This window comes from Pigmentiphaga litoralis (assembly GCF_013408655.1).
GTDB classification, from domain to species: domain Bacteria; phylum Pseudomonadota; class Gammaproteobacteria; order Burkholderiales; family Burkholderiaceae_B; genus Pigmentiphaga; species Pigmentiphaga litoralis_A.
In genome coordinates this window covers 709,183-728,528 of record NZ_JACCBP010000002.1, presented here as the reverse complement: position 1 = coordinate 728,528, position 19,346 = coordinate 709,183, and the positions used below count along the sequence as shown (strand labels likewise).

Annotated in this window: 17 protein-coding genes; 7 read left to right on the top strand and 10 right to left on the bottom strand. The window is 65.9% G+C overall.

Going from position 1 to position 19,346, the window contains the following annotated elements; genetic code table 11:
- Nucleotide 1 precedes the first annotated feature (1 nt).
- On the bottom strand, nucleotides 2-2,221 hold the full coding sequence (locus tag HD883_RS23355; RefSeq protein ID WP_179589349.1) for a DUF6351 family protein: 2,220 nt from the start codon (nucleotides 2,219-2,221) through the stop codon (nucleotides 2-4).
- A 390-nt stretch (nucleotides 2,222-2,611) separates the two neighbouring features.
- Here HD883_RS23355 and HD883_RS23350 point away from each other — a divergent pair, with 390 nt between their 5' ends.
- Together HD883_RS23350 and HD883_RS23345 are read left to right on the top strand one after the other, a co-directional pair.
- The gene (locus tag HD883_RS23350; protein ID WP_179589348.1) at nucleotides 2,612-3,697 is read left to right on the top strand and encodes a 3'-5' exonuclease family protein; all 1,086 of its coding nucleotides are present in this window, start codon (nucleotides 2,612-2,614) and stop codon (nucleotides 3,695-3,697) included.
- 74 nt (nucleotides 3,698-3,771) lie between these two features.
- Nucleotides 3,772-4,332 (top strand): M23 family metallopeptidase, encoded by a 561-nt coding sequence (locus tag HD883_RS23345; RefSeq protein WP_179589347.1) that lies wholly within the window; start codon nucleotides 3,772-3,774, stop codon nucleotides 4,330-4,332.
- 8 nt (nucleotides 4,333-4,340) lie between these two features.
- Here the strand turns inward: HD883_RS23345 and HD883_RS23340 are convergent, their stop codons facing one another.
- A complete protein-coding gene (locus tag HD883_RS23340) occupies nucleotides 4,341-4,544 on the bottom strand; it encodes a hypothetical protein (protein WP_179589346.1) in 204 nt (67 codons plus the stop codon).
- Nucleotides 4,545-4,639: 95 nt separating this feature from the next.
- Here HD883_RS23340 and HD883_RS23335 point away from each other — a divergent pair, with 95 nt between their 5' ends.
- Entirely contained in the window at nucleotides 4,640-5,680 is a 1,041-nt protein-coding gene (locus HD883_RS23335) for an NADP-dependent oxidoreductase (RefSeq protein ID WP_179589345.1), read from the top strand.
- A gap of 49 nt (nucleotides 5,681-5,729) precedes the next feature.
- Here HD883_RS23335 and HD883_RS23330 read toward each other — a convergent pair whose 3' ends face one another.
- From HD883_RS23330 to HD883_RS23310, 5 genes are read right to left on the bottom strand one after another with little or no spacing between them, the layout of a single operon-like run.
- A complete protein-coding gene (locus HD883_RS23330) occupies nucleotides 5,730-7,100 on the bottom strand; it encodes an amidase (RefSeq protein ID WP_179589835.1) in 1,371 nt (456 codons plus the stop codon).
- Complete coding sequence (locus HD883_RS23325; RefSeq protein WP_179589344.1) at nucleotides 7,100-7,486, bottom strand: cupin; 387 nt, start codon at nucleotides 7,484-7,486, stop codon at nucleotides 7,100-7,102. Before HD883_RS23325 ends, HD883_RS23330 begins: the two co-directional genes overlap by 1 nt.
- A gap of 34 nt (nucleotides 7,487-7,520) precedes the next feature.
- Nucleotides 7,521-8,213, bottom strand: coding sequence for a DUF2848 domain-containing protein (locus HD883_RS23320; RefSeq protein ID WP_179589343.1), 693 nt, complete (start codon nucleotides 8,211-8,213; stop codon nucleotides 7,521-7,523).
- A 32-nt stretch (nucleotides 8,214-8,245) separates the two neighbouring features.
- Nucleotides 8,246-9,211 carry a Bug family tripartite tricarboxylate transporter substrate binding protein gene (locus tag HD883_RS23315; RefSeq protein ID WP_179589342.1) on the bottom strand — a complete coding sequence of 322 codons (966 nt, stop codon included), beginning with the start codon at nucleotides 9,209-9,211 and terminating at the stop codon, nucleotides 8,246-8,248.
- A gap of 53 nt (nucleotides 9,212-9,264) precedes the next feature.
- Entirely contained in the window at nucleotides 9,265-10,464 is a 1,200-nt protein-coding gene (locus tag HD883_RS23310; protein WP_179589341.1) for an FAD-dependent oxidoreductase, read from the bottom strand.
- 153 nt (nucleotides 10,465-10,617) lie between these two features.
- On the opposite strand from HD883_RS23310, the gene HD883_RS23305 reads away from it, so the two are divergent.
- Nucleotides 10,618-11,562, top strand: coding sequence for a LysR substrate-binding domain-containing protein (locus HD883_RS23305; protein ID WP_179589340.1), 945 nt, complete (start codon nucleotides 10,618-10,620; stop codon nucleotides 11,560-11,562).
- A gap of 33 nt (nucleotides 11,563-11,595) precedes the next feature.
- On the opposite strand, the gene HD883_RS23300 is transcribed toward HD883_RS23305, so the two are convergent.
- The 3 genes from HD883_RS23300 to HD883_RS23290 all read right to left on the bottom strand — a co-directional run bounded on the left by HD883_RS23300 (nucleotide 11,596) and on the right by HD883_RS23290 (nucleotide 15,453).
- Nucleotides 11,596-12,834 (bottom strand): CaiB/BaiF CoA transferase family protein, encoded by a 1,239-nt coding sequence (locus HD883_RS23300; RefSeq protein WP_179589339.1) that lies wholly within the window; start codon nucleotides 12,832-12,834, stop codon nucleotides 11,596-11,598.
- Between the two features lie 67 nt (nucleotides 12,835-12,901).
- Nucleotides 12,902-14,494 carry a nitric oxide reductase transcriptional regulator NorR gene (norR, locus tag HD883_RS23295; RefSeq protein WP_179589338.1) on the bottom strand — a complete coding sequence of 531 codons (1,593 nt, stop codon included), beginning with the start codon at nucleotides 14,492-14,494 and terminating at the stop codon, nucleotides 12,902-12,904.
- Nucleotides 14,491-15,453: an aldo/keto reductase gene (locus HD883_RS23290; RefSeq protein WP_179589337.1), complete on the bottom strand. Its 963-nt coding sequence runs from the start codon at nucleotides 15,451-15,453 to the stop codon at nucleotides 14,491-14,493. Before HD883_RS23290 ends, norR begins: the two co-directional genes overlap by 4 nt.
- 204 nt (nucleotides 15,454-15,657) lie before the next feature.
- On the opposite strand from HD883_RS23290, the gene hmpA reads away from it, so the two are divergent.
- From hmpA to HD883_RS23275, 3 genes are all read left to right on the top strand, one after another.
- A complete protein-coding gene (gene hmpA, locus HD883_RS23285; protein ID WP_179589336.1) occupies nucleotides 15,658-16,899 on the top strand; it encodes an NO-inducible flavohemoprotein in 1,242 nt (413 codons plus the stop codon).
- 99 nt (nucleotides 16,900-16,998) lie between these two features.
- On the top strand, nucleotides 16,999-18,201 hold the full coding sequence (locus HD883_RS23280; RefSeq protein ID WP_179589335.1) for a CaiB/BaiF CoA transferase family protein: 1,203 nt from the start codon (nucleotides 16,999-17,001) through the stop codon (nucleotides 18,199-18,201).
- A 101-nt stretch (nucleotides 18,202-18,302) separates the two neighbouring features.
- A complete protein-coding gene (locus HD883_RS23275) occupies nucleotides 18,303-19,337 on the top strand; it encodes a Bug family tripartite tricarboxylate transporter substrate binding protein (protein ID WP_179589334.1) in 1,035 nt (344 codons plus the stop codon).
- Nucleotides 19,338-19,346 lie beyond the last annotated feature (9 nt).

Below are 19,346 nucleotides of genomic sequence, written 5' to 3'. Positions count from 1 at the left end.
CTCAAGGCGTTGCGGTCGGGTTGGTGATGTCGAACACCAGGTTCTTCTTCGACGGGCCGAACGATGCCCAGGTCGACTTCAGCGCCTGCTGTTCCACACCCGGCTTGCTCCAGTCGCACACACCGGTAGCGAAGGTCGCGCGCAATGCGGCGGCCTGGGCATCGGTGAACGTGATCGGCGCGTAGTCGGCCAGGTTGACCGGCTTGAGTTGGCACTTGACGATATCGTCGGCCAGCGGGCCACCGGCTACCAGGCGCGGCGTGGTGCCGGCCGGATAGGCGGTGTTGCACTGCCCGGCGCCCGCGGCGGTCGAAGGCTCGATCACCTTGGTCGTGCCGATCCAGCATGCGTCCACCAGGGCGGCGGGCCGTGCCTTGATCAGCTTGTCGCGCTTGGCGGCTGCCGTCGTGTCGGCCAGCATGCCCGACAGCCACGTGTCCATCAGCCCCAGCGTGTCGTCAAGGATGTTGCCCGGACCGACGATGACATGGTTGTCGAAGTTGCCGTTGGCCTTGGTCAGGCGTTCACGCACCGAGTACGAGTGGATCTTCTGGTGGATGTCGCCATTGACCGCGTCATCGAAGTAATCGCGGCGGTCGATGATGGCCGTGGTGGCCAGGCCCCCGCCCCCGTTCAGGATCCGGCCCGACTGGTAGGCCCGGCGGATCGCGCCCAGGTCACCCGACGTGCGCGCCGCCTGCGGCTTCATATCCGGGTCCAAACCGCCAATGCGCGCGTTCAGGTCCAGGAAGTCGTCCACCGTGATCGCGCCGGCCAGCATGGCTTTCAGGCCGTACTGCACCCCCACGTTGTCGATCGGGCGCTGGGCGAAACCGCGGGCATCCTTGCCGTACACGTTGACCGTGTGGTCGTACACGGTGGCGCGGGTGCCGGTCGGATTGGTCGTCGGGTTGTACTTCAGTTCGTTCGGGAAACCGGCCGGGAAGGACACGACCGGATCCAGGCGCGCCGCGCTGCCGCTCATGTTCGCGATCTGGCCGACCTGCAGATAGCCGGAAATGGCCTTGCGCTGATCGACCGTGAACGGACGCCCGCCGGTGTTGAAGTAGTTGTTGAGCAGGCGCGAATCGAAGATCTTGAAGATGGTGGCCGTGGTCACGTCGGGGAACACCGAGTTCACGATGATGCCGTCAAAGAGGCCAGGGTAATTGTCGGAAGTCTGGTAGCTCTGGTATGCGCCGCCCGATCCGCCGGTGCCGATGGTGTAGGTCGGCTTGCCATAGGCTTCGGTAAAACGTTCCTTGGTCATGGCCACGGTTTCGGACGACAGCAGGTCGTTGCAGTTCGTGCCGAAGGTGTTGAGCGTGGACGTGACGGCCGCATAGCCGCGCTTGAACCACGTGTCGTTGATCGACAGCGACACGTTGTTGCCTTGCATGTACCAGCCGCCCTGGCAGCCGCCGCCCAGCGGATACATCAGCTTGCCGTTCCAGTTGGCCGGACGGGTGGTGGGGCTGGGTGCGGGTTCGGTCAGGGGGTCATGCAGAATGATCGACTGATAGATACTGCGGTTGATGGTGCCGGTCTCGACACGCACCAGGTACGGCACGCGCTTGTTGGTGCCATCCATCACCAGGAATTCCATGTCGGCCGGATAGACCGGCGTTGCCGTCGGGATGCCGGTGGTCGGTGGCGCCCAGGCCACGACCGGACGGCCCGCGGCGGTGCTGCGATACACGTACGTGACGCGGGTCGGCACCGAGCAGTTGGCGTCCAGCGGATTGCCCAGGCCGGTGCTGCCCACGGGGATGCCCGCGAAGGTGGCGGTGGCGCACACGTACGGCGATTCATGCGGACCCGAAATCATCGGGCCGGTCACGGGATAGTTGGTCAGTGTTAACGATCCGGTCGCCTCGCCCATCCGGGCGGCCAGCGTATGTTCGCCCACCGCCATGCCTTCGACCTTGCCCAGGTAGGTGCCGGTGGAGGTGGCCTTGAAGGCGGTCGAAACGTCGCGGCCATCGAGTGTCACGACGGGCGTGCCGGTCGCGCCGGCGGGTGGTGCGATCTCGACCAAGGCGTCGCCGCCGCTCACGTACTCGGGCATCGAGGACACGGTGCTGACGCGCAGGGATTGCGCGGGCGTATCCGAATCGTCGCTGCCGCCGCAACCGGCGAGGAACAGGCTGGCGATCCCCGTGGCCAGCAGGGTCTGGCCCCGCGTGAAGCCGCGCCGTTGCGTGTGTTGGTGCTGTCTCATCCCAATCTCCTGGACTTCTATTTGCTGTTATGGATACGGCGGTACCGCAGGTCGGCGGGGACGATGCCGTGAGTCGCCCCGCTCGTCAGACTGCGGGGAGGCAAAGCAATGGTCGTGCCATCGCGCGAGAATCCGTGAAGAATGGCGGCAAGACCAACGGCTGCGCGGTTGGGCGCGGCAGGTGCTGACGCGATCTTCGCAAGCCTGTGCAGGATTCCGGAATCGACCTGGCGGCAATGTCCGCCTTTCCAGACAGGTTGGGCCTCGGGTGCCAAGGGATAACCCGATTGCGGGAGGGTGGCCACAGTGTCCCTTGCATGATCGCCTTCCGGCCCCACTTGGTAGACTGGACCCCTGCCGCACCTTCCTCTGTCCTTCTTGCCTTCCCTGATGTCCCTCCCCCTAGCCTTCGTCGACCTTGAAACCACGGGCACCACCGCTGCCTTTGACCGCATCACCGAAATCGGCATCGTGCGCGTCGACGAAACCGGCGTGAATGAATGGCACCGGCTCGTGAATCCCGGTCGGCCCATCCCGCCGATGATCCAGTCATTGACCGGCATCTCGAATGAGATGGTGCGCAGTGCGCCGCCGTTCGCCGATGTGGCCGCCGAAGTGGCCGAACGGCTGCAAGGCTGCCTGTTCATCGCCCACAACGCGCGCTTCGATTACGGCTTTCTGCGGGCGGAATTCGAACGCGTCGGCATGCCCTTCCGGCCCGGCGTGCTGTGCACCGTGCGGCTGTCGCGGCGGCTGTATCCCGAGCACCGGCGCCATAACCTCGACTCATTGATCGAGCGGCACAGCCTGGTGATTGCGGAACAGGATCGCCACCGCGCGCTGGGCGACGCCAAGCTGGTGTGGCAGTTCTGGCAATCCATCCACGGCGAGTTTCCGGCCGAGCATATCCAGGGCATTGCCGACGTGCTGTCGGCGCGTGTGCGCTTGCCCGACTACCTGGACCCGGCGTTGCCGGACGTGCTGCCCGATGCGCATGGCGTGTACGTGCTGTATGGCGATCAGCGCGAGCCCCTGTTCGTCGGCCGGGCCGACAACATCCGCAGCAAGGTGCTCGCGCATTTCAAGGTGGCGGGCGCGCCGGCGAAAGCCGTGCGGATGGCGGAACAGACGCGGCACATCGACTGGAAGGAAACCGGCGGCGCCATCGGTGCGCTGTTGCATGAAATGGAAATGGTGCAGCGGCTGGCGCCCCGCCACAATCGGCGCGGCCGCCGGGCCACCGACGTGACCGCCGACTGGCCCTATGCCGGCGCGATCGGCATTCGGGAAGGGCATGCCATTCACGTGATCAACAACTGGCACTTTCTGGGCACGGCGTATCAGGATGAGGGGCTCTGGGCATTGCTCGACAGTGGCCGGCCCGACTTCGACTATGAGGTGTACCGGATCCTTCGGGACCGCCTGGCGCTCCTGCGGGTCGTGGACCTGAGCCAGCCACCGAACAGCGACTTCTAGCATCGGCTGGCCGTGGCCGCCGAACCTTGGCGCCTCCGTCCGGTCGAACCTGGATGGTGTCTTCTGGATCGCACATGGAACTCGCGGGTCATTCTGCGCCCCCGGCGCGCGCTACCCGGCGCGGCTTCATCTTTCCCTTGCTGCTTGCGCTGACCGCCTGGTTTGGCTGGCCGGTGATCGAACACGCGCTTGAACTCCCCATTTATACCTACCGCCTGCTGCGCATGCCCGCGCCCGAGCAGGTCGCCGTCCCCGTCAAAGGCGTGCGTCCGGCCAACCTGCGAGACTCCTGGGGCGGCGCACGCAGTGGCGGACGCCGTCACGAAGGCATCGATATCTTCGCGCGCGTCGACACACCCGTCATTGCCTCGACCGAAGGCATCGTGACGCGGGTCGGCACCAATTCGCTGGGTGGGAAGGTGGTGTGGGTGATGGGGCCGGGTGGCCAGCGCCATTACTACGCGCACCTAAACGCGTACGCGAATGTCCGTGCCGGACAGCGTATCGACGTCGGCACGGTATTGGGATTCGTGGGGAACACCGGCAATGCGCGCGGCACGCCCCACCATCTGCATTACGGGGTGTACACCCGCAACGGGGCGGTCAATCCCTACCCCTTGCTGGTCCCGAAATGATCAGCGGCTTATTTGCCGCCCGGGCCGGCGATATCGATGCCGCTGCCCGACGTCTTGTTGGTGCGCCCGGAACGGCTGCCATAGTCGGCCGAGGTATTCTTGTCGTTGATACGATCCACGATCTGCTGTTCGCGTTCACGATCGAGGTTCAGGTCATGCTCAGGGTTCATTTCCTTGGGCGTCGACTGTTTCGGTTGTACGGTAGTAGTCATGGTGGCTCCTTCGTGTCAAAGACGGCGTTGCGATCACGCCGGAGAACGTAGTCAGCAGCATCATTCGTGCCCGCCCTTCCAACAAGGAGACCCCGATGAACGCCTCTCCCGACACCAATCGCCGCATCGTCCTGGCGCGACGCCCGGTCGGCGCCCCTACCCTGCTCGACTTCCGGCTGGAATACGGTCCGGTACCCGAGCCCGGTGACGGCGAAGTGCTGCTTCGCACCCGCTACCTGTCGCTCGACCCCTACATGCGTGGCCGGATGAGCGACGCCAAATCCTACGCGCCGTCGGTCGCCGTGGGCGCCGTCATGGTTGGCGGCACAGTGGCCGAAGTGGTCCGATCCAACCATGCCGACTTTCAGCCAGGCGAATTGCTGCTCGCCAACAATGGCTGGCAGGACTACGCGGTGTCGAACGGCAAGGACCTGATGCGCCTGCCCGACAACCTGCAACATCCGTCCTGGGCGCTCGGGGTGCTGGGCATGCCCGGATTTACCGCCTACATGGGCCTGCTCGACATCGGCAATCCCCAGCCCGGCGAGACCGTCGTGGTCGCGGCGGCCACCGGCGCCGTGGGCGCGAACGTCGGCCAGATCGCCAAATTGAAGGGCTGCCGGGTTGTGGGTATTGCAGGCGGCGCGGCCAAGTGCCAGTACGCCGTGCGCGACCTGGGCTTCGATGCTTGTCTGGACCATCGCGAACCGGATCTGGCCGGACGCCTGGCCACCGCCTGCCCCGACGGCATCGACGTGTATTACGAGAACGTGGGCGGCAAGGTGTTCGAGGCTGTCTGGCCGCTGCTGAACCGCCATGCCCGCGTGCCCGTCTGCGGCCTGATCGCGCAATACAGCCAGGTGCCCACCGCCGACGCCGCGCCCACGCCTGACCTGCGCCCGCAGATGCTGCGCGACATCCTGACCCGCAGCATCCGCATCCAGGGCTTCATCATCTTTGACTCTTACGGCAACCGCTACGGCGAATTCGCGCAGCAGATGGGCGAATGGGTCGCGCAGGGGAAGATCAAGTACCGCGAACACCTTGTCGACGGCCTGGAGAACGCGCCCCAGGCCTTCATCGGTCTGCTCGAAGGCAAGAACTTCGGGAAGATGGTGGTGAAGGCGGACGCCTGAGGGCGTTCATGAGCAGGGGGGCGGGGGGCGGGGGGCGTACACCCGGAGGTCAGTCCCCGTGCCCCGTCAGCGCGGCTTCCATGGCGCGGGCGATCGACAGCACTCGTTCGTCCTGGCCGCCCCGCTGCATCAGCATCAGCCCGACCGGTGCGTCGCCAGCACGATGGCACGGTATTGATACCGAGCAGCCATCCAGGAAGTTGGCAAACGTCGGGTTGCGCAGCATGGCCAGGTTGATGCGGCCAAATGCGTCATCGTCTTCCAGTTCGGCAAACGTGGGCGCAATCGTCGGCACTGTCGGGCACACCACCACGTCCACGCTGTCGATCTGTCGCGACACGCGCATGATCCAGTCCCTGCGTGCGGCCTGCACCGCCAGGTATTCCGCGGCCGTATGCGATGCGCCTTTTTCAATGCGCACCCGGACGCGCGGATCGTACTCATCGCCCCGGGCGGCAAGCAAGGCCGCGTGCAAGGCATAGGCCTCCGCGGCAGCCAGGCCACCCTTGGCATTGATGGCGGCCAGCTCGGCAAATTCGGTCATCGGCAGATCGATGATCTGCGCGCCTGCACCCGACAAGCGTGTCAGCGCGCGGGAAAATGCGGCGGCAACGTGTGCGTCCAGTCCGTCCAGCACCACCGTTTGCGGTACGCCAATACGCAAGCGGCGCAATGAGGTTCCGGCCAACGGACGTAGCGCTTCCCCGGCCAGCACGCGGTCCAGCATCGCGCAACAGGTCACGGTCGGCGCGAGCGTGCCGACCGAATCCAGACTGGTCGACAACGGAAACACCCCTTCCGACGGCATGCGCGACGCGGTGGGCTTGAAGCCCACCAGGCCGGTCAGCGCCGCGGGAATCCGGCAGGACCCGCCCGTGTCCGTCCCGAGGCCCGCCGCCGCCATGCCATCCGTCACGGACACGGCGGCCCCCGACGACGATCCCCCAGGGATACGTCCCACCTCGCGATCGAAGGGATTGGCCGGCGCGCGGTCATGCGGATTCAGGCCCAGCCCCGAATAGGCGAACTCGGTCATCTGCGTGCGGCCGATCACCACGAACCCCGCCGCTTTCAATCGCGCGACCGCACCCGCATCGCACGCTGCGGGCGCGGCGTCGGCCAGCACGCGGGACCCTGCCGTGGTGATCTGCCCGCCGATATCGAACAGGTCCTTGACCGATATCGGGATGCCCGCGTACGGCGATGGCTCGATGCCTTCGCGGCGCAAGCGGTCCGCCGCATCGGCGGCGAAGCGTGCCGCGTCGGCGTCGACACGCAGGTACACACGCGGCCCTTCGCCCGTACCGGCACGGTCAAGACAGGTCTCGACCAGCGCCCGCGACGTCGTGCGTCCGGCGGCAAGGTCGGCGCGCAGGGCGTCGAGCGAGCCGCCCGCCCCAAGATCGGACGCGCGGGTCATCATGCCGGATCGTAGTAGTGGATCTCGAGCAGCATGCAGCCGTTCTGTGACTTGAACGGGCCATGCACCGCGCCGGGCGGGCGGCAGGCATAGGTGTTGGGGCTGAAGGGCTCGCCGCCTTGGCCCTGCTCGTCATTGCCTACCGTCAGGTCGCCCGACACCAGGTAGACCTCTTCCCAGTAGTCATGCACGAACGGCTTGGTGGTGAACACGCCGGGGCCGAACTTGAGCAGCCGCGTCTGCGAGCCCTGCTTGTTCGATTCATCGAGTCCGCCGGCCAGGATCTTCTGGTGCACGTCGACACCGGGCGGATACCCCGGCGGCGTTTCCCAGCCACCTTGCAGATCGATCGCGTGGAATTCCTTGTGTTGTTTGTTGACTGCCATGAGGGATCCTTAAAGATGAAAGAAAAGTCGCGCTTCAGCCTGCAACGGGCAGCGCGTCAATGTCGTAGGCATGGGAAAGGGTGCGGCCCAGCACCGGATCTTCCAGCGCGAACTCGAAGCGTCCGGCGGGACGGATACCGCCTTTTGCCGCCAGGGTGCCGCAGAACATGACCGTGCCTTCTGGCAGCGTGGATGCGCCCGCGCGCCAACCGGCGATCAGCGCCAGTGGGTCCAGCATGGTGGTGACAGGACCGTCCTGGTAGACGCGCGCCTCGCCGTCTTCGATGATGCGGGCGCTCAATCGCAGGCGGTCCCAGTGATCCGCCACGTCATCGAAACACCAGAGGTCGGCCGACATGGGCTTGTCGCAGACCTGCTTGGAGATGGCCACGCCGCGCGTCTCGAGTTCGCGGTCGGTATGGTCCGACCCGACGCCCACCCACAGCTGGCCGTCGAACTGAAGCAGCAGGAATTCGACCTCGCCACTGGAGGCCTCGCCACTGCATTCGATGCTCGCCGCCGTGGTAAGCCGCGATGCGCTGACGCGGTAGTACATCGGCGTGGAGACCGGGCGCGCGACGCCCAAGGCTTCCAGTTCGACGATATGTTTTTCCATCGCGTCGCGGTCGCGGCCGGTCCAGCCGGCAATCACGGCCTGCGTGACCGTGACCGTTTGCGCGCGGGTGCCCGATGGGCGAATCAGATTGAGTGCAAGCGTGGTGGACATGAAGGGACTCGATTGGGGGTTGACGCCGGGCCTTACTGGACGCGCGCGCCCGCTGCGGCGACGACCTTCTGCATGCGGGCGGCTTCATCGGCGATGAAGGCTTTGAACTGCTCGGGCTTGTCGGCCACGATGCTCAGGCCCAAGGACTCGAGCCGGGACGTGACGGTGGGGTCTTTCAAGGCCGCGGAAAATTCGGTATTCAAGCGATCCACCACGGCCTTCGGCGTGCCCGCCGGCGCGACAAAGCTGTACCAGATGCCCGCCTCCAGATCCGGCACGCCAGCCTGCGCGGACGTCGGCACACCGGGCGCCTGCGGACTCGCTTCCTTGCCCGTCACCGCAATGGCGCGCAGGCGCCCTGCCCTGACGTTCTGGATCACGTTCGACAGGTTGTCGCAGATCATCGACACGCGGCCGCTCAACACATCCTGCATCGCGGGCGCCGGTCCCTGGTACGGCACATGAACGATGTCCACGCCCGACGCCACCTTGAGCGACTCCCCACAGAGATGGCTGGTGCTGCCATTGCCGGCCGACGCATAGGTCAGGGTGTTGGGCTGCGCCTTGGCCAGGGCCACCAGTTCCTTCAACGTGGACGCCTTGACCGACGGATTCACGACCAGCATGTTGGGCGTGGACGCCGCATTGATCACCGGCTCGAAATCCTTGTCGGGCGCATATTGCAGCTTGGGATAGATCCACTGGTTGATGGCCAGCACGCCGGTCGTTGCCATCAGCAACGTGTAGCCATCGGGCGCGGCCGTCGCCACGCGCGCGGCGCCCAGCGATCCATTGGCGCCGGCCCGGTTTTCCACGACCACGGTCACGCCCATGGACTGCGACATCAGGGGCGCCACCAGGCGGGGGATGAGGTCACTGGTGCTGCCCGGCGGGAATGGGGTCACCAGAACGATGTTCTTGTTGGGATACCCGGCGTCGGCGTGCGCCGCCACAGCGGAAAGACCGAGAACACTTGCCATCAGGAACTTGGAGAGCATGGGATCACCTGCGAAAGGAACGGGAGGAAGACGCCGGGCAAACACCTGGCGGGCTAAGCGGCGATGGTTGCGCCCCGCAAGCTGCTGATCATCGAGACCTTGAGCAGGTACTCCCTGGCCAGCCGCTTGTCGCCAGAAATGCGGGTCATCTCCTCACGCCATTTCCTCTGTTCGTTGGCATCACGCGTTTCGAGGTTGCGTTTGTTCGCTATCGTTATGGTGTTCACGTAGTCGAGCGCCACCGGGCGGCGCCGTTGCTCGTACGTGTCGAGCGTGGCTTCGTCGGCCGCCCCTTGCAGCACCGCGACCAGTTGGTCCGCCAGCGTGAAGGCATCGTGAACGCCGCCGTTCATGCCCATTCCGCCCAGCGGATTGTTCAGGTGCGCGGCGTCCCCGGCCAGGAATACGCGGCCATTGCGGTAGCTGTTCGCCACACGCTGGTGGACGGCATAGATGGTGCGGTGGATGATCTCGAAATCGCCGGCCTTGTCGTGCACACGGTGCAGGCGCTGCTGGATGTACGCGTCCGACAGCACGTCGGCATCGCTGTCTTCGGCGCCGATCGGCATCATCACGCGCCAGAGTCCCGACACGCGCAGCAAGAAGAACCATTGCTCGGGATCGGCGAAATAGCTGACCTCGCACAGGTCGGGAATGACCGCCGGAAAGTCGAAGGGCGTGCTGGCAACCAGGAAGCGTTCGGGCCAGGTGAAGCCGCCCAGCGACACGCCGATTTCATCGCGCACCTTGCTGCGGCCGCCATCCGCGCCGATCAGCCAGGCGCCGGTGGCCGAGGTGTCGCCCTGCTCTCCGGTCAGCGCTACCGTGACCTGATCCGCGTCTTGCGATACCCCCGCGATGCGCGCGCCGAACGTGATGTCGGCATGGGGAAAGCTGGCCAGGCGATCGGCCAATAAACCGTTCAATCTGAACTGCTCGCACTGCACGCGATACGGGTGCTGCGTCACATCGGACAGCACGCCAAAATCGAACTCGGCCATCCAGCCCTTGCGATCCCGGTACTGCATGCGCGGCGCGACCAGCCCCATCTCGATCAGCCGCTGCGATACGCCAAAGCGCGACAGCAGGTCGAGCGTGGAGGGCTGGAAGGTGGATGCACGCAAGGTCTGCGGCAATGCCGCCTCGGCTTCGAACACGGAAACCGGAATGCCCGCATCGGCAAGGACATTGGCGGCCACCAGGCCAACGGGGCCGGCACCGGCGATCAGGACACGCTTGTTGAGATTTGTCATGGGAGCAGAACACGAATGCAAGGTCATCATCCGGCGTCGCCAGGCAGCGCCGGTCAGGGCATATCGATATGACTTGCCGCCATGGTGAAGTCTTGCCCCGGCCGTCGCAAACAATTTATTCTGCGGACATCTTGCGTTTTTGGAATCAACTTCATGCGCCGACGCATCCCCAGCATGACCGCCTTGATCGCCTTCGACGCCGCGGCGCGCCATCAAAGCGTGACCCGCGCCGCCGACGAACTGGCGCTGACCGAGAGCGCGGTGTCGCGACAGATCTCGCTGCTTGAAGACCAGTTGCAGGTGCGGCTGTTCAACCGTGTAAAGAAGCGGATTTCATTGACGCGGGCAGGCGTGGTCTACGCCGCCGACGTCGCGTCGACCATCAGCAGGATTGAACGTGGCACGCTGGAAATCATGGCGCACGAAGGCGAAGGCGGCATCCTGGAAATCGCCGCGCTGCCGACGGTGGGGACGCAATGGCTGATCCCCCGGTTGACGAGCCTGTATGCCGAGCGACCCGACATGACGATCAATGTCAGTGCACGGAGCAATCGCTTCCTGTTCAGCGAAACGACGCTGGATGGCGCGCTGTATTTCGGCAAGGCGTCATGGCCCGGCGCATTTTCGGATTACCTGTTCGATGAAGAACTGGTGCCGGTGGGCCACGCGAAGTTCCTGGAAGGGGACGCGCGGCCCGACGCCCACACCTTGGCAAGCTACCGATTGCTGCACCTGATGACCCGGCCCGAAGCGTGGCGGGCCTGGTGTGTCGAAGCGGACGTGACGCACGAAAACGTGATGCGCGGGCCGCGCTTCGAAATCCAGTCGATGTTGATCAGCGCCGCATGCGCGGGCCAGGGCGTGGCCCTGCTGCCGCGATTTCTGATTGCCGATCAGCTGCGATCAGGCAAGCTCAAGGTGCTGTCCGACGTGTCCGTGCGCAGCGAGGGCGCCTATTATTTTTCGTATCCCGAAGACAAGGCCGACGAACCGCATCTGACCTTCTTCCGGGCATGGTTGCAGGAACAGACGCGCATGTTCCAGCCGCGCGCGACGCAGGCCAGGCCGCGGCCAGGACGCGCCCCTTCCGCCCGGTGATCCCGTGCTGGCCGGATCCGCGGCCGGGCCGGATTACCGCTCCGGCCGGCGTACCGCGCCACTGTCATACAGCCGCGCCCGGGCGTCGGCGTCATAGCCCGCCTCTTCCAGCACGCCCTCCGCGTCCTGCCCCACCGTGGGCGCCGGTCGGCGCGGCGCGGGCGCGTAGCCTGACAGGCGCGTCACGTCCTGCAGGTCCCACATGCGGCCTTCGGTGGGGTGGTCGACCCGTTCCAGCAAGCCCGACGCCAACACCTGCGGGTCGGTCATCAGGCTGTCCAGCGTGTTGTAGCGCATGCAGGGAATGTCGGCGGCTTCGAGCAATTCCAGCCATTCGGCGGAGGTGCGGGTCAGCATGGCGTCGGCGCGCAGCTTGAAGTAGTCGGCGCTGTGGGCGGCCCGGGCGGCCTTGGTGGCAAAGCGCGGATCGTTGCGCATGTCGGGGTAGCCCATCACCTCCATCAAGCGGAAGGCCTGGGCGTCGGTGTTGGTGGTCAGGCAGACATACCCGTCCTTGGTCTGTACGGGCCGCGCTTGCGGATCGATCAGGCGCAGGTCGCCGGGCGGCGTCAGGGCGGGATCGTAGGTGGCGCCATACAGGTGTTCGCTCAGGACCAGCGACACCATGTTCTCGAACATGGGCACGTCGACCGATTGGCCGCGGCCGGTGCGTTCACGCTGGAACAGGGCCATCATGACCGCGTTCAGGGCCATGAGGCCGACGGTGCGATCGGCCACCACATACGGCACATAGCGCGGCACACCCGTATACATCTCGTTCAGGGCCGCCAGGCCGGACCCGCCCTGGATGATGGAATCGTAGGCGGGCTTGTCGCGGTAGGGCCCGGGGCCGAAGCCGCTCATGGCGCAGTGGATCAGCCGGGGGTTCTGCGGCGCCAGGCTGGCGTAGTCCAGGCGCAGGCGTTCAATCGGGCGCGGCCGCATGTTGATCAACAGCACGTCGGTGCGCGCGATCAGGCGCGTGACCACCTCGTGGCCGGCGTCGGACTTGAGGTCCAGGGCGATGCTGCGCTTGTGGCGGTTCAGGTGCACGAACTTGCCCGACATGCCGGGGCCGGGTGACGGGCCGGCGATCCAGCGGATCACGTCGCCTTCTTCGGCTTCGACCTTGATCACGTCGGCGCCATAGTCGGCCATGATCTTGGCGGCATACGGGCCGACCACGGCCGAGGTCAGGTCCAGCACGCGGATGCCCGCGAGCGGCGCGCGGGAAGGGTCGTCGTGGTCGTGCGGGGAACCTGCCGGACTCATCGTGTCTCCTCAACGGGTCCGTGGGCGGACCAACTAGTTGTGAAACACAATCATAATCGAAGCGCGGCTATTTGATCCCCAACCGTTTGGCGAGGCGGTTCAGGTTGGCGCGGTCCAGCCCCAGCCCCCGTGCGGCGGATGCCCAGTTATGCCCGTGGCGGACCAGCGCATCAAGGATCAGGCGGCGTTCGTAGTCGTCCACGGCGGCGCGCAACCCGACCGAAGGATCGATCGCTGGCGGGCTGATCGGCGCGGACGCGTCCGCCAGGCTGCCCAGGTCGGCAGGGTCGTCCTCAGGCGCCTGGGCGGGCCCCACGCGCGGCAGGTCGATCTCGGCTTCCGACAGGCTCAGGATCCGCGGACGGCGCCCCTGCCTGGCCAAGGCCTTCAGTACACTGCGGCTCAACAGATGTTCAAGCTCGCGCACATTGCCGGGCCAAGCGTAGGACAGCAAGGCGGCCTGCGCATCAGCCGTCAGCCGCAGCCCGCTCAGGCCCAGGCGGACGCGGTTCTCTTCAAGGAAGAAACCGGCCAGCATCAGCACGTCGCGCTGCCGGTCGCGCAGCGGCGCGACATGGACCGGGAACACGCTGAGGCGATGGAACACATCGGCGCGAAAGCGCCCTTCCTGCACGTCTTCGGCCAGGTCACGATGCGTGGCCGCGATCACCCGCACGTTGACCCGGTGGTCGCGATCGGACCCCAGTCGCTGCAGCTGGCCGTTCTGCAGTACACGGAGTAATTTGGCCTGGATCGGCAACGACAGTTCGCCGACTTCATCCAGGAACAGCGTGCCGCCATCGGCCAGTTCGAATTTGCCGCGGCGGTCGCCCACCGCGCCCGAGAACGCGCCGCGCACATGGCCGAACAGCTCGCTTTCGACCAGGGTTTCGGGCAGCGCCGCACAGTTGATGCTGATCAGGGGCTGCGCGCCCCGGCCGGACGCCGCATGAATGGCCTGCGCCACCAGTTCCTTCCCGACGCCGGTCTCGCCGGTAATCAACACCGTCAGGTCGCTGTCGGCCACCACGGCGATGTCCTGCAGCAGGCGTTGATTGGCGGGGCTGTTGCCGATCAGGTCGCGCGGCGGTTGCTGGCCCGCGGCCAGGCGATAGACCTCGGCCCGCTGCCGCTCGTCTTCCACCCGCGACGCCAGCGAGTGGATGCGGTCCGCCACCGTCACGGTCGCGGCCGCCAGGCTTGCGAACGCCTGGACCGAGGGAAGGTCGACCATGGCGAACCGTTCGGGGTCCAGCGCGTCCAGGGTCAGCAGGCCCCACGGCTGTTCGCCCACCATCAGCACGCAGCCCATGCAGTCATGGACTTCCAGCGCTTCGGGCGGGCCGTCCACCAGGCCGTCGTAGGGATCGGGCAGATCGCAATCAGGCGCAAAGCGCAGCGGGCCGTCCGCCTCCAGCAGGGCCTTGAAACGCGGATGGTCGTCGATGCGGAATCGCCGGCCCAGCGTGTCGGTCGACAGGCCATCGACCGCCAGCGGCAGCAGCCACTCGCCTTCCCGTTGCAGCAGCGCGGCGGCGTCGCACGGCAGCACGGCGCGCAAGGCCTGCAGCAGCCGCCGGTAACGCTCGCCTTCCGGCAGGTCGCGCGACAGGTCGTCGACCAGGGGCACCAGCGCGGCAAGGAGGCCGCCGGTATTCATGGCGCGCTGGCCGTCGTCAGCAAGGCCTGCTGCGGTTCGGTCAGGGTCAGCGACATGGCGGCCGACAAGGCCGCCAATTGCGTCAAGGACGTGGCGCTGGCGATGGGTGCCCCGATGGCAGGCCGCGCCATCAGCCAGGCCAGTGCGACCGATGCCGGGCTGGCGCCTGTCTCGGCCGCCACGGTATCCAGCGCGGCCACCACGCGCTGGCCGCGCGGCGTCAGGTACTTGCGGACCCGTTCACCGCGTGTCGGGTTCGCCGCAATGTCGGCATCGGTGCGGTACTTGCCGGTCAGGAAGCCGCTGGCCAACGAGAAATACGGAATGACGGCGATGTCGTTCTCAAGGCAGACGGCCATCAGATCCTGCTCGAACGCCTCGCGGTCCATCAGGTTGTAGAGCGGCTGCAACGTGGTGTACGCGGCCCACCCGTTCGCGGCGCTGGCATCGAGCGAGGCTTTGAGGCGGTCGGCCGAAAAATTCGACGCGCCCAGGGCCCGCACCTTGCCTGCACGCACCAGCTTGTCGAAGGCTTCCAGCGTTTCGTCGATGGGGGTATCGGCATCGTCGCGATGGGATTGATAGAGATCGATGTAATCGGTCTGCAGGCGCTGCAGCGACGCTTCGACTCCGCGCACGATGGTGTCCGCCTTCAGGCCACCGGGGCTGGTGGCCATGGGGCTGCCCACCTTGGTCGCCAGCACCACGTCGCTGCGCCGGCCGCGCGTCTTGAACCAGGTGCCGATCAGCGCTTCGGATTCGCCGCCCTGATTGCCGTCGACCCACGCCGAATACGCGTCGGCCGTGTCGATGAAGTTGATGCCGTGATCGGGCAGCGCGTCCAGCATGGCCAGTGACGCCGCTTCATCCAGGGACCAACCGAACACGTTGCCGCCAAAACAGATGGGCGACACAGTCAGGCCGGTGTTGCCCAGAGCGCGATGAAAAAAGTGGGACATGGAAGACTCCTGTTCGATAACGATGAGGCGGCTCGGCACAGGGTCGATCCGACACGCAATTGGTCATTATGACCCTAAAGCAGCGTGTGTCGAATCGACTCCCGAAACGTAAGAAATGGCGTCAATGCTTGCGCTCCGAGATGGCACGGATCGTGAAAGGGTGAGGTATCCCTTCCCGCAGCCCCTGTCATTGGAGACCGTCCCATGCTTTCCGTTCCACACCGCAACATCGTCAAGGCCACCGTGCCTGTGCTTGAACAGGGCGGCGAAGCATTGACCACCCACTTCTACCGCATCTTGTTGCAGGACCACCCCGAGGTCCGGCCGCTGTTCAATCCGGCGCATCAGGCCGACGGCGCCCAGCCCCGCGCACTCGCCAACGGCTTGCTGAAAGTGGCGCGTCACATCGATCAGCTGGACGTCCTGGGCGACCTGTTCGCGGTCATCGTGAACAAGCATGTGTCCTTGCAGATCCAGCCGGAGCACTACCCGGCGGTGGGCGCCTCGTTGTTGCAGGCGATCCGCGAGGTGCTCGGGCCCGATCTGGCGACCGATGACGTGGTGGATGCCTGGGCTGCCACCTATGGGCTGCTGGCGGGCATGCTGACGTCGGCGGAAGGCCAGGCCTACGATGCGCTGGCCGCCGCACCCGGCGGATGGCGCGGCGGGCGGGCGTTCCGCGTTGCCGACAAGCGCGAGGAAAGCAAAGAGATCACCTCATTCACCTTTGCACCGGCCGATGGCTTGCCCGTCCTGGCTTTCGCGCCGGGCCAATACATCGGGCTGCGGCTGTTCGTGAACGGTGTTGATGTCAGGCGCAACTATTCGCTGTCGGCAGCGGCCAACGGGCGCGACTACCGCATCAGCGTGAAGCGCGAACCGGGCGGCGTCGTGTCCAACCATCTGCATGATCACGTCGGGATCGATGACACCGTCCACCTGTTTCCGCCGGCAGGCCACCTGACGCTTCAAGCCGGCTCGCGGCCGGTCGTGCTCATCAGTGGCGGCGTCGGCATCACGCCCATGCTGCCGCTGATGTCGGCCGCGCTGGCCGCCGGCCGCGAGGTCCGTTTCATCCACTGCGCGCGGGATGCCGGCGTGCATGCGTTTCGCGATTGGGTGGACGGCCATCTTGAGCACCATCCGGCATTGAGCACGTTCTATTGCTATGAGCGGCATGACGGGAGGGTGGACGGTGACAACGTTGATGGTGGCAACGATGACGGCCACAACGATGCGGCGTCACGGCGCGCCTCGGCGCCCCACGCCGTCGGCCGGCTGAATCGGGCCCACCTGGCGGAATGGCTGCCTGGCCATCGCGATGTCGATGCCTATGTGATCGGTCCCAAGCCCTTCATGACGTCGGTGCTGCAGGACCTGCGCGCGCTGGACGTGCCGCCGGCGCAATGTCATTACGAGTTCTTCGGGCCTGCGGAGGTGCTGTGAGTTTTCCTGACCGGCTGTGAAAGCTTGTCGATGGATCGTTCGATGGCCCGGTTGCACACTGCGACCTGTGTCATTCAACCGTCCAGAGAGGTAGCCCGCATGCTGTCCGACTTTCGCGTTCTTGACCTGACCTGGGTGCTGGGCGGCCCGTTTGCCGGGCAACTGCTGGCGCAGCTGGGCGCCGAGGTCATCAAGGTCGAGCCGCTGGAAGGCGACCTGTCGCGGCAGGTGTCGCGCCACGGTTCCGAATTCGAAGGCGACTCGGGCTTCTTTCTTTCGGTGAATCGCGGCAAGTCCAGCATTGCGATGGACTTGAAATCGCCGGAAGGCCGCGAGGTGTTCTACGACCTGGTCCGGGAGTGCGACGCAGTCGTCTATGGCTTTGCGCCGGGCGTGCCGGCGCGCCTGGGCCTGGACCGCGATGCCTTGCTGGCCGTGAACCCGCGCCTGTGCATTGCGCAGATGATCGGCCTGCACGACCAGCCGCCGTATGCGGATGCCCCCGCCTTCGACCTCGTGGTCCAAGCGTTGAGCGGTGTCATGAGCATCACCGGCGAACCCGGTGGCGCGCCGGTGCGTGTCGGCTATCAGGTGGCCGATCTGGCGGGCGGCCTGTACCTGGCGTTGGCCTGCCTGGGCGGCATGCTCAAGGCCCTGAAGACCGGCCGCGGCGAACTGGTGCAGGTGTCGCTGCTGGATTGCCAGCTGGCGCTGCTGACGTGGCAGGCGCAGAACTACTTTGTGTCGGGCGAGGTGCCGCACGCCAATGGCGCGCGTCATCCGGTGATCGCCCCCAGCGATATCTACCGCTGCCTGGACGACAAATTCATTGCCATCTCGCCTACCGGGCAGCAGTTCTGGCGGACGTTTTGCGCGGCGATCGACCGCAAGGACCTGATTAACGACCCGCGTTTTGCCTTGCCCAAGGACCGCGTCAGACATGTCGATGACCTGACCGCGATCCTGCAGGACGTCTTCCGCCGCTACACGGCGGCCGACTGGCAGGAACGGTTGTTTGCGTCGCGCGTGCCGGCGGGCGCGGTGCATGACGTGGCGCAGGCGGTGGATCAACCCCTGGCGCATCTGCGCAAGATGGTTGAAGACCTGCCCCACCCCGCCACCGGCGAAACCTTGCGGTTTCTGGGCAACCCGTTCAAGTATCCCTCGGCCCACCCCCTGTCCTATCCTCCGTCGTTGGGATCGGATACGCAGGCCGTGCTGTCGCGGGTATGCGGCTATGACGCCGCGCGAATCGCCGACCTGACCGGCCAGCGCGTTGTGGCGACCGGAAAGTCCGTCTGAGCGTGAATGGATCCGGGGCACGGTCCTGGCCGCGGGTCCCGCCGGTGCCTGCTTGTTCCAACACAGTTCCGTCCCAAGAGGCGGAACAAGGAGACATGACCATGACCCACCTTCCGTCCCTGCTGCCTGCCGTATGGCCTTCAACGCTGCGCGCCACCTTCGTCGCGCTGGCTCTGCCTCTGGCTGCCTTGCCCCTGGCAGCGCTGACGCCGGCGGCCCAGGCCCAGCCCGCGGCCTTTCCGAGCAAGCCGATCCGGCTGGTGTGCGCGCATGCGGCCGGCGGCGCCGCTGACCAGCTGTCACGCATCGTGTCGCAGCAGTTGTCGACCACGCTTGGGCAACCCGTGGTGGTCGAAAATCGGCCCGGCGCCAGCACCATGATTGCCGCGGAACAGGTCGCCCGATCGCCCGCCGATGGCTACACGCTATTGATGGCGACGGTGACGACCTTGTCGATCAACCCCGCGCTGTACGCCAAGATGCGTTATGACCCGATCAAGGATTTCGCGCCGATATCGATCGTGGCTTCGACCCCTTTCTTCCTGGGGGTGAACGCCGCCCTGCCGATCACGTCGGTGCGCGAACTGGTCGCGGCGGCCAAGGCCGCGCCAGGTGGTCTCAACTACGGGTCGTCGGGCCAAGGCACCTCGTCGCATCTGGCGGGCGAACTGTTCACGTCGATGTCGAACACGCAAATGGTCCATGTGCCCTACAAGGCAACCGCGACGCGGAACACCGACTTGTCCGCCGGTTCCATACAGGTTGTCTTCGGCAACGACCTGCTGGAATTCGCCAAGACCGGCAAGGTGCGGATCTTGGGCGTGACGTCGGCGCAGCGGCTGTCCGGCTATCCGGACATTCCTACCGTGGCCGAAGCGGGTGGCATGCCGGGCTATGACGCCAGTGTCTGGTATGGCCTGGTTGCCCCGGCCGGCACACCTCCGGCGATCGTTGCAAAGATCAACGACGCGCTGCGCACCGCCGTGGCCGACCCGGCGGTGCGTCAGCAGATCATGAGCACGTTGGGCGGCGATGCCGTCGGCAGCACGCCGGAAGCCTTCGCATCGATGATCAAAAGCGATCGGGACAAGTGGACCCAGGTGATTACCCGGGCGCATATCAAGGCAGAAGAATAGGCAGCGTCC

Bases quoted from the DNA above. Each gene is read 5' to 3' on its own strand.
- HD883_RS23350 (WP_179589348.1), top strand. From the start codon at position 2,612: ATGTCCCTCCCCCTAGCCTTCGTCGACCTTGAAACCACGGGCACCACC.
- HD883_RS23275 (WP_179589334.1), top strand. From the start codon at position 18,303: ATGACCCACCTTCCGTCCCTGCTGCCTGCCGTATGGCCTTCAACGCTG.
- HD883_RS23325 (WP_179589344.1), bottom strand. From the start codon at position 7,486: ATGGCAGTCAACAAACAACACAAGGAATTCCACGCGATCGATCTGCAA.
- HD883_RS23330 (WP_179589835.1), bottom strand. From the start codon at position 7,100: ATGACCCGCGCGTCCGATCTTGGGGCGGGCGGCTCGCTCGACGCCCTG.
- hmpA (WP_179589336.1), top strand. From the start codon at position 15,658: ATGCTTTCCGTTCCACACCGCAACATCGTCAAGGCCACCGTGCCTGTG.
- HD883_RS23335 (WP_179589345.1), top strand. From the start codon at position 4,640: ATGAACGCCTCTCCCGACACCAATCGCCGCATCGTCCTGGCGCGACGC.
- HD883_RS23320 (WP_179589343.1), bottom strand. From the start codon at position 8,213: ATGTCCACCACGCTTGCACTCAATCTGATTCGCCCATCGGGCACCCGC.
- norR (WP_179589338.1), bottom strand. From the start codon at position 14,494: ATGAATACCGGCGGCCTCCTTGCCGCGCTGGTGCCCCTGGTCGACGAC.
- HD883_RS23290 (WP_179589337.1), bottom strand. From the start codon at position 15,453: ATGTCCCACTTTTTTCATCGCGCTCTGGGCAACACCGGCCTGACTGTG.
- HD883_RS23310 (WP_179589341.1), bottom strand. From the start codon at position 10,464: ATGACAAATCTCAACAAGCGTGTCCTGATCGCCGGTGCCGGCCCCGTT.
- HD883_RS23340 (WP_179589346.1), bottom strand. From the start codon at position 4,544: ATGACTACTACCGTACAACCGAAACAGTCGACGCCCAAGGAAATGAAC.
- HD883_RS23300 (WP_179589339.1), bottom strand. From the start codon at position 12,834: ATGAGTCCGGCAGGTTCCCCGCACGACCACGACGACCCTTCCCGCGCG.
- HD883_RS23345 (WP_179589347.1), top strand. From the start codon at position 3,772: ATGGAACTCGCGGGTCATTCTGCGCCCCCGGCGCGCGCTACCCGGCGC.
- HD883_RS23280 (WP_179589335.1), top strand. From the start codon at position 16,999: ATGCTGTCCGACTTTCGCGTTCTTGACCTGACCTGGGTGCTGGGCGGC.
- HD883_RS23305 (WP_179589340.1), top strand. From the start codon at position 10,618: ATGCGCCGACGCATCCCCAGCATGACCGCCTTGATCGCCTTCGACGCC.
- HD883_RS23355 (WP_179589349.1), bottom strand. From the start codon at position 2,221: ATGAGACAGCACCAACACACGCAACGGCGCGGCTTCACGCGGGGCCAG.
- HD883_RS23315 (WP_179589342.1), bottom strand. From the start codon at position 9,211: ATGCTCTCCAAGTTCCTGATGGCAAGTGTTCTCGGTCTTTCCGCTGTG.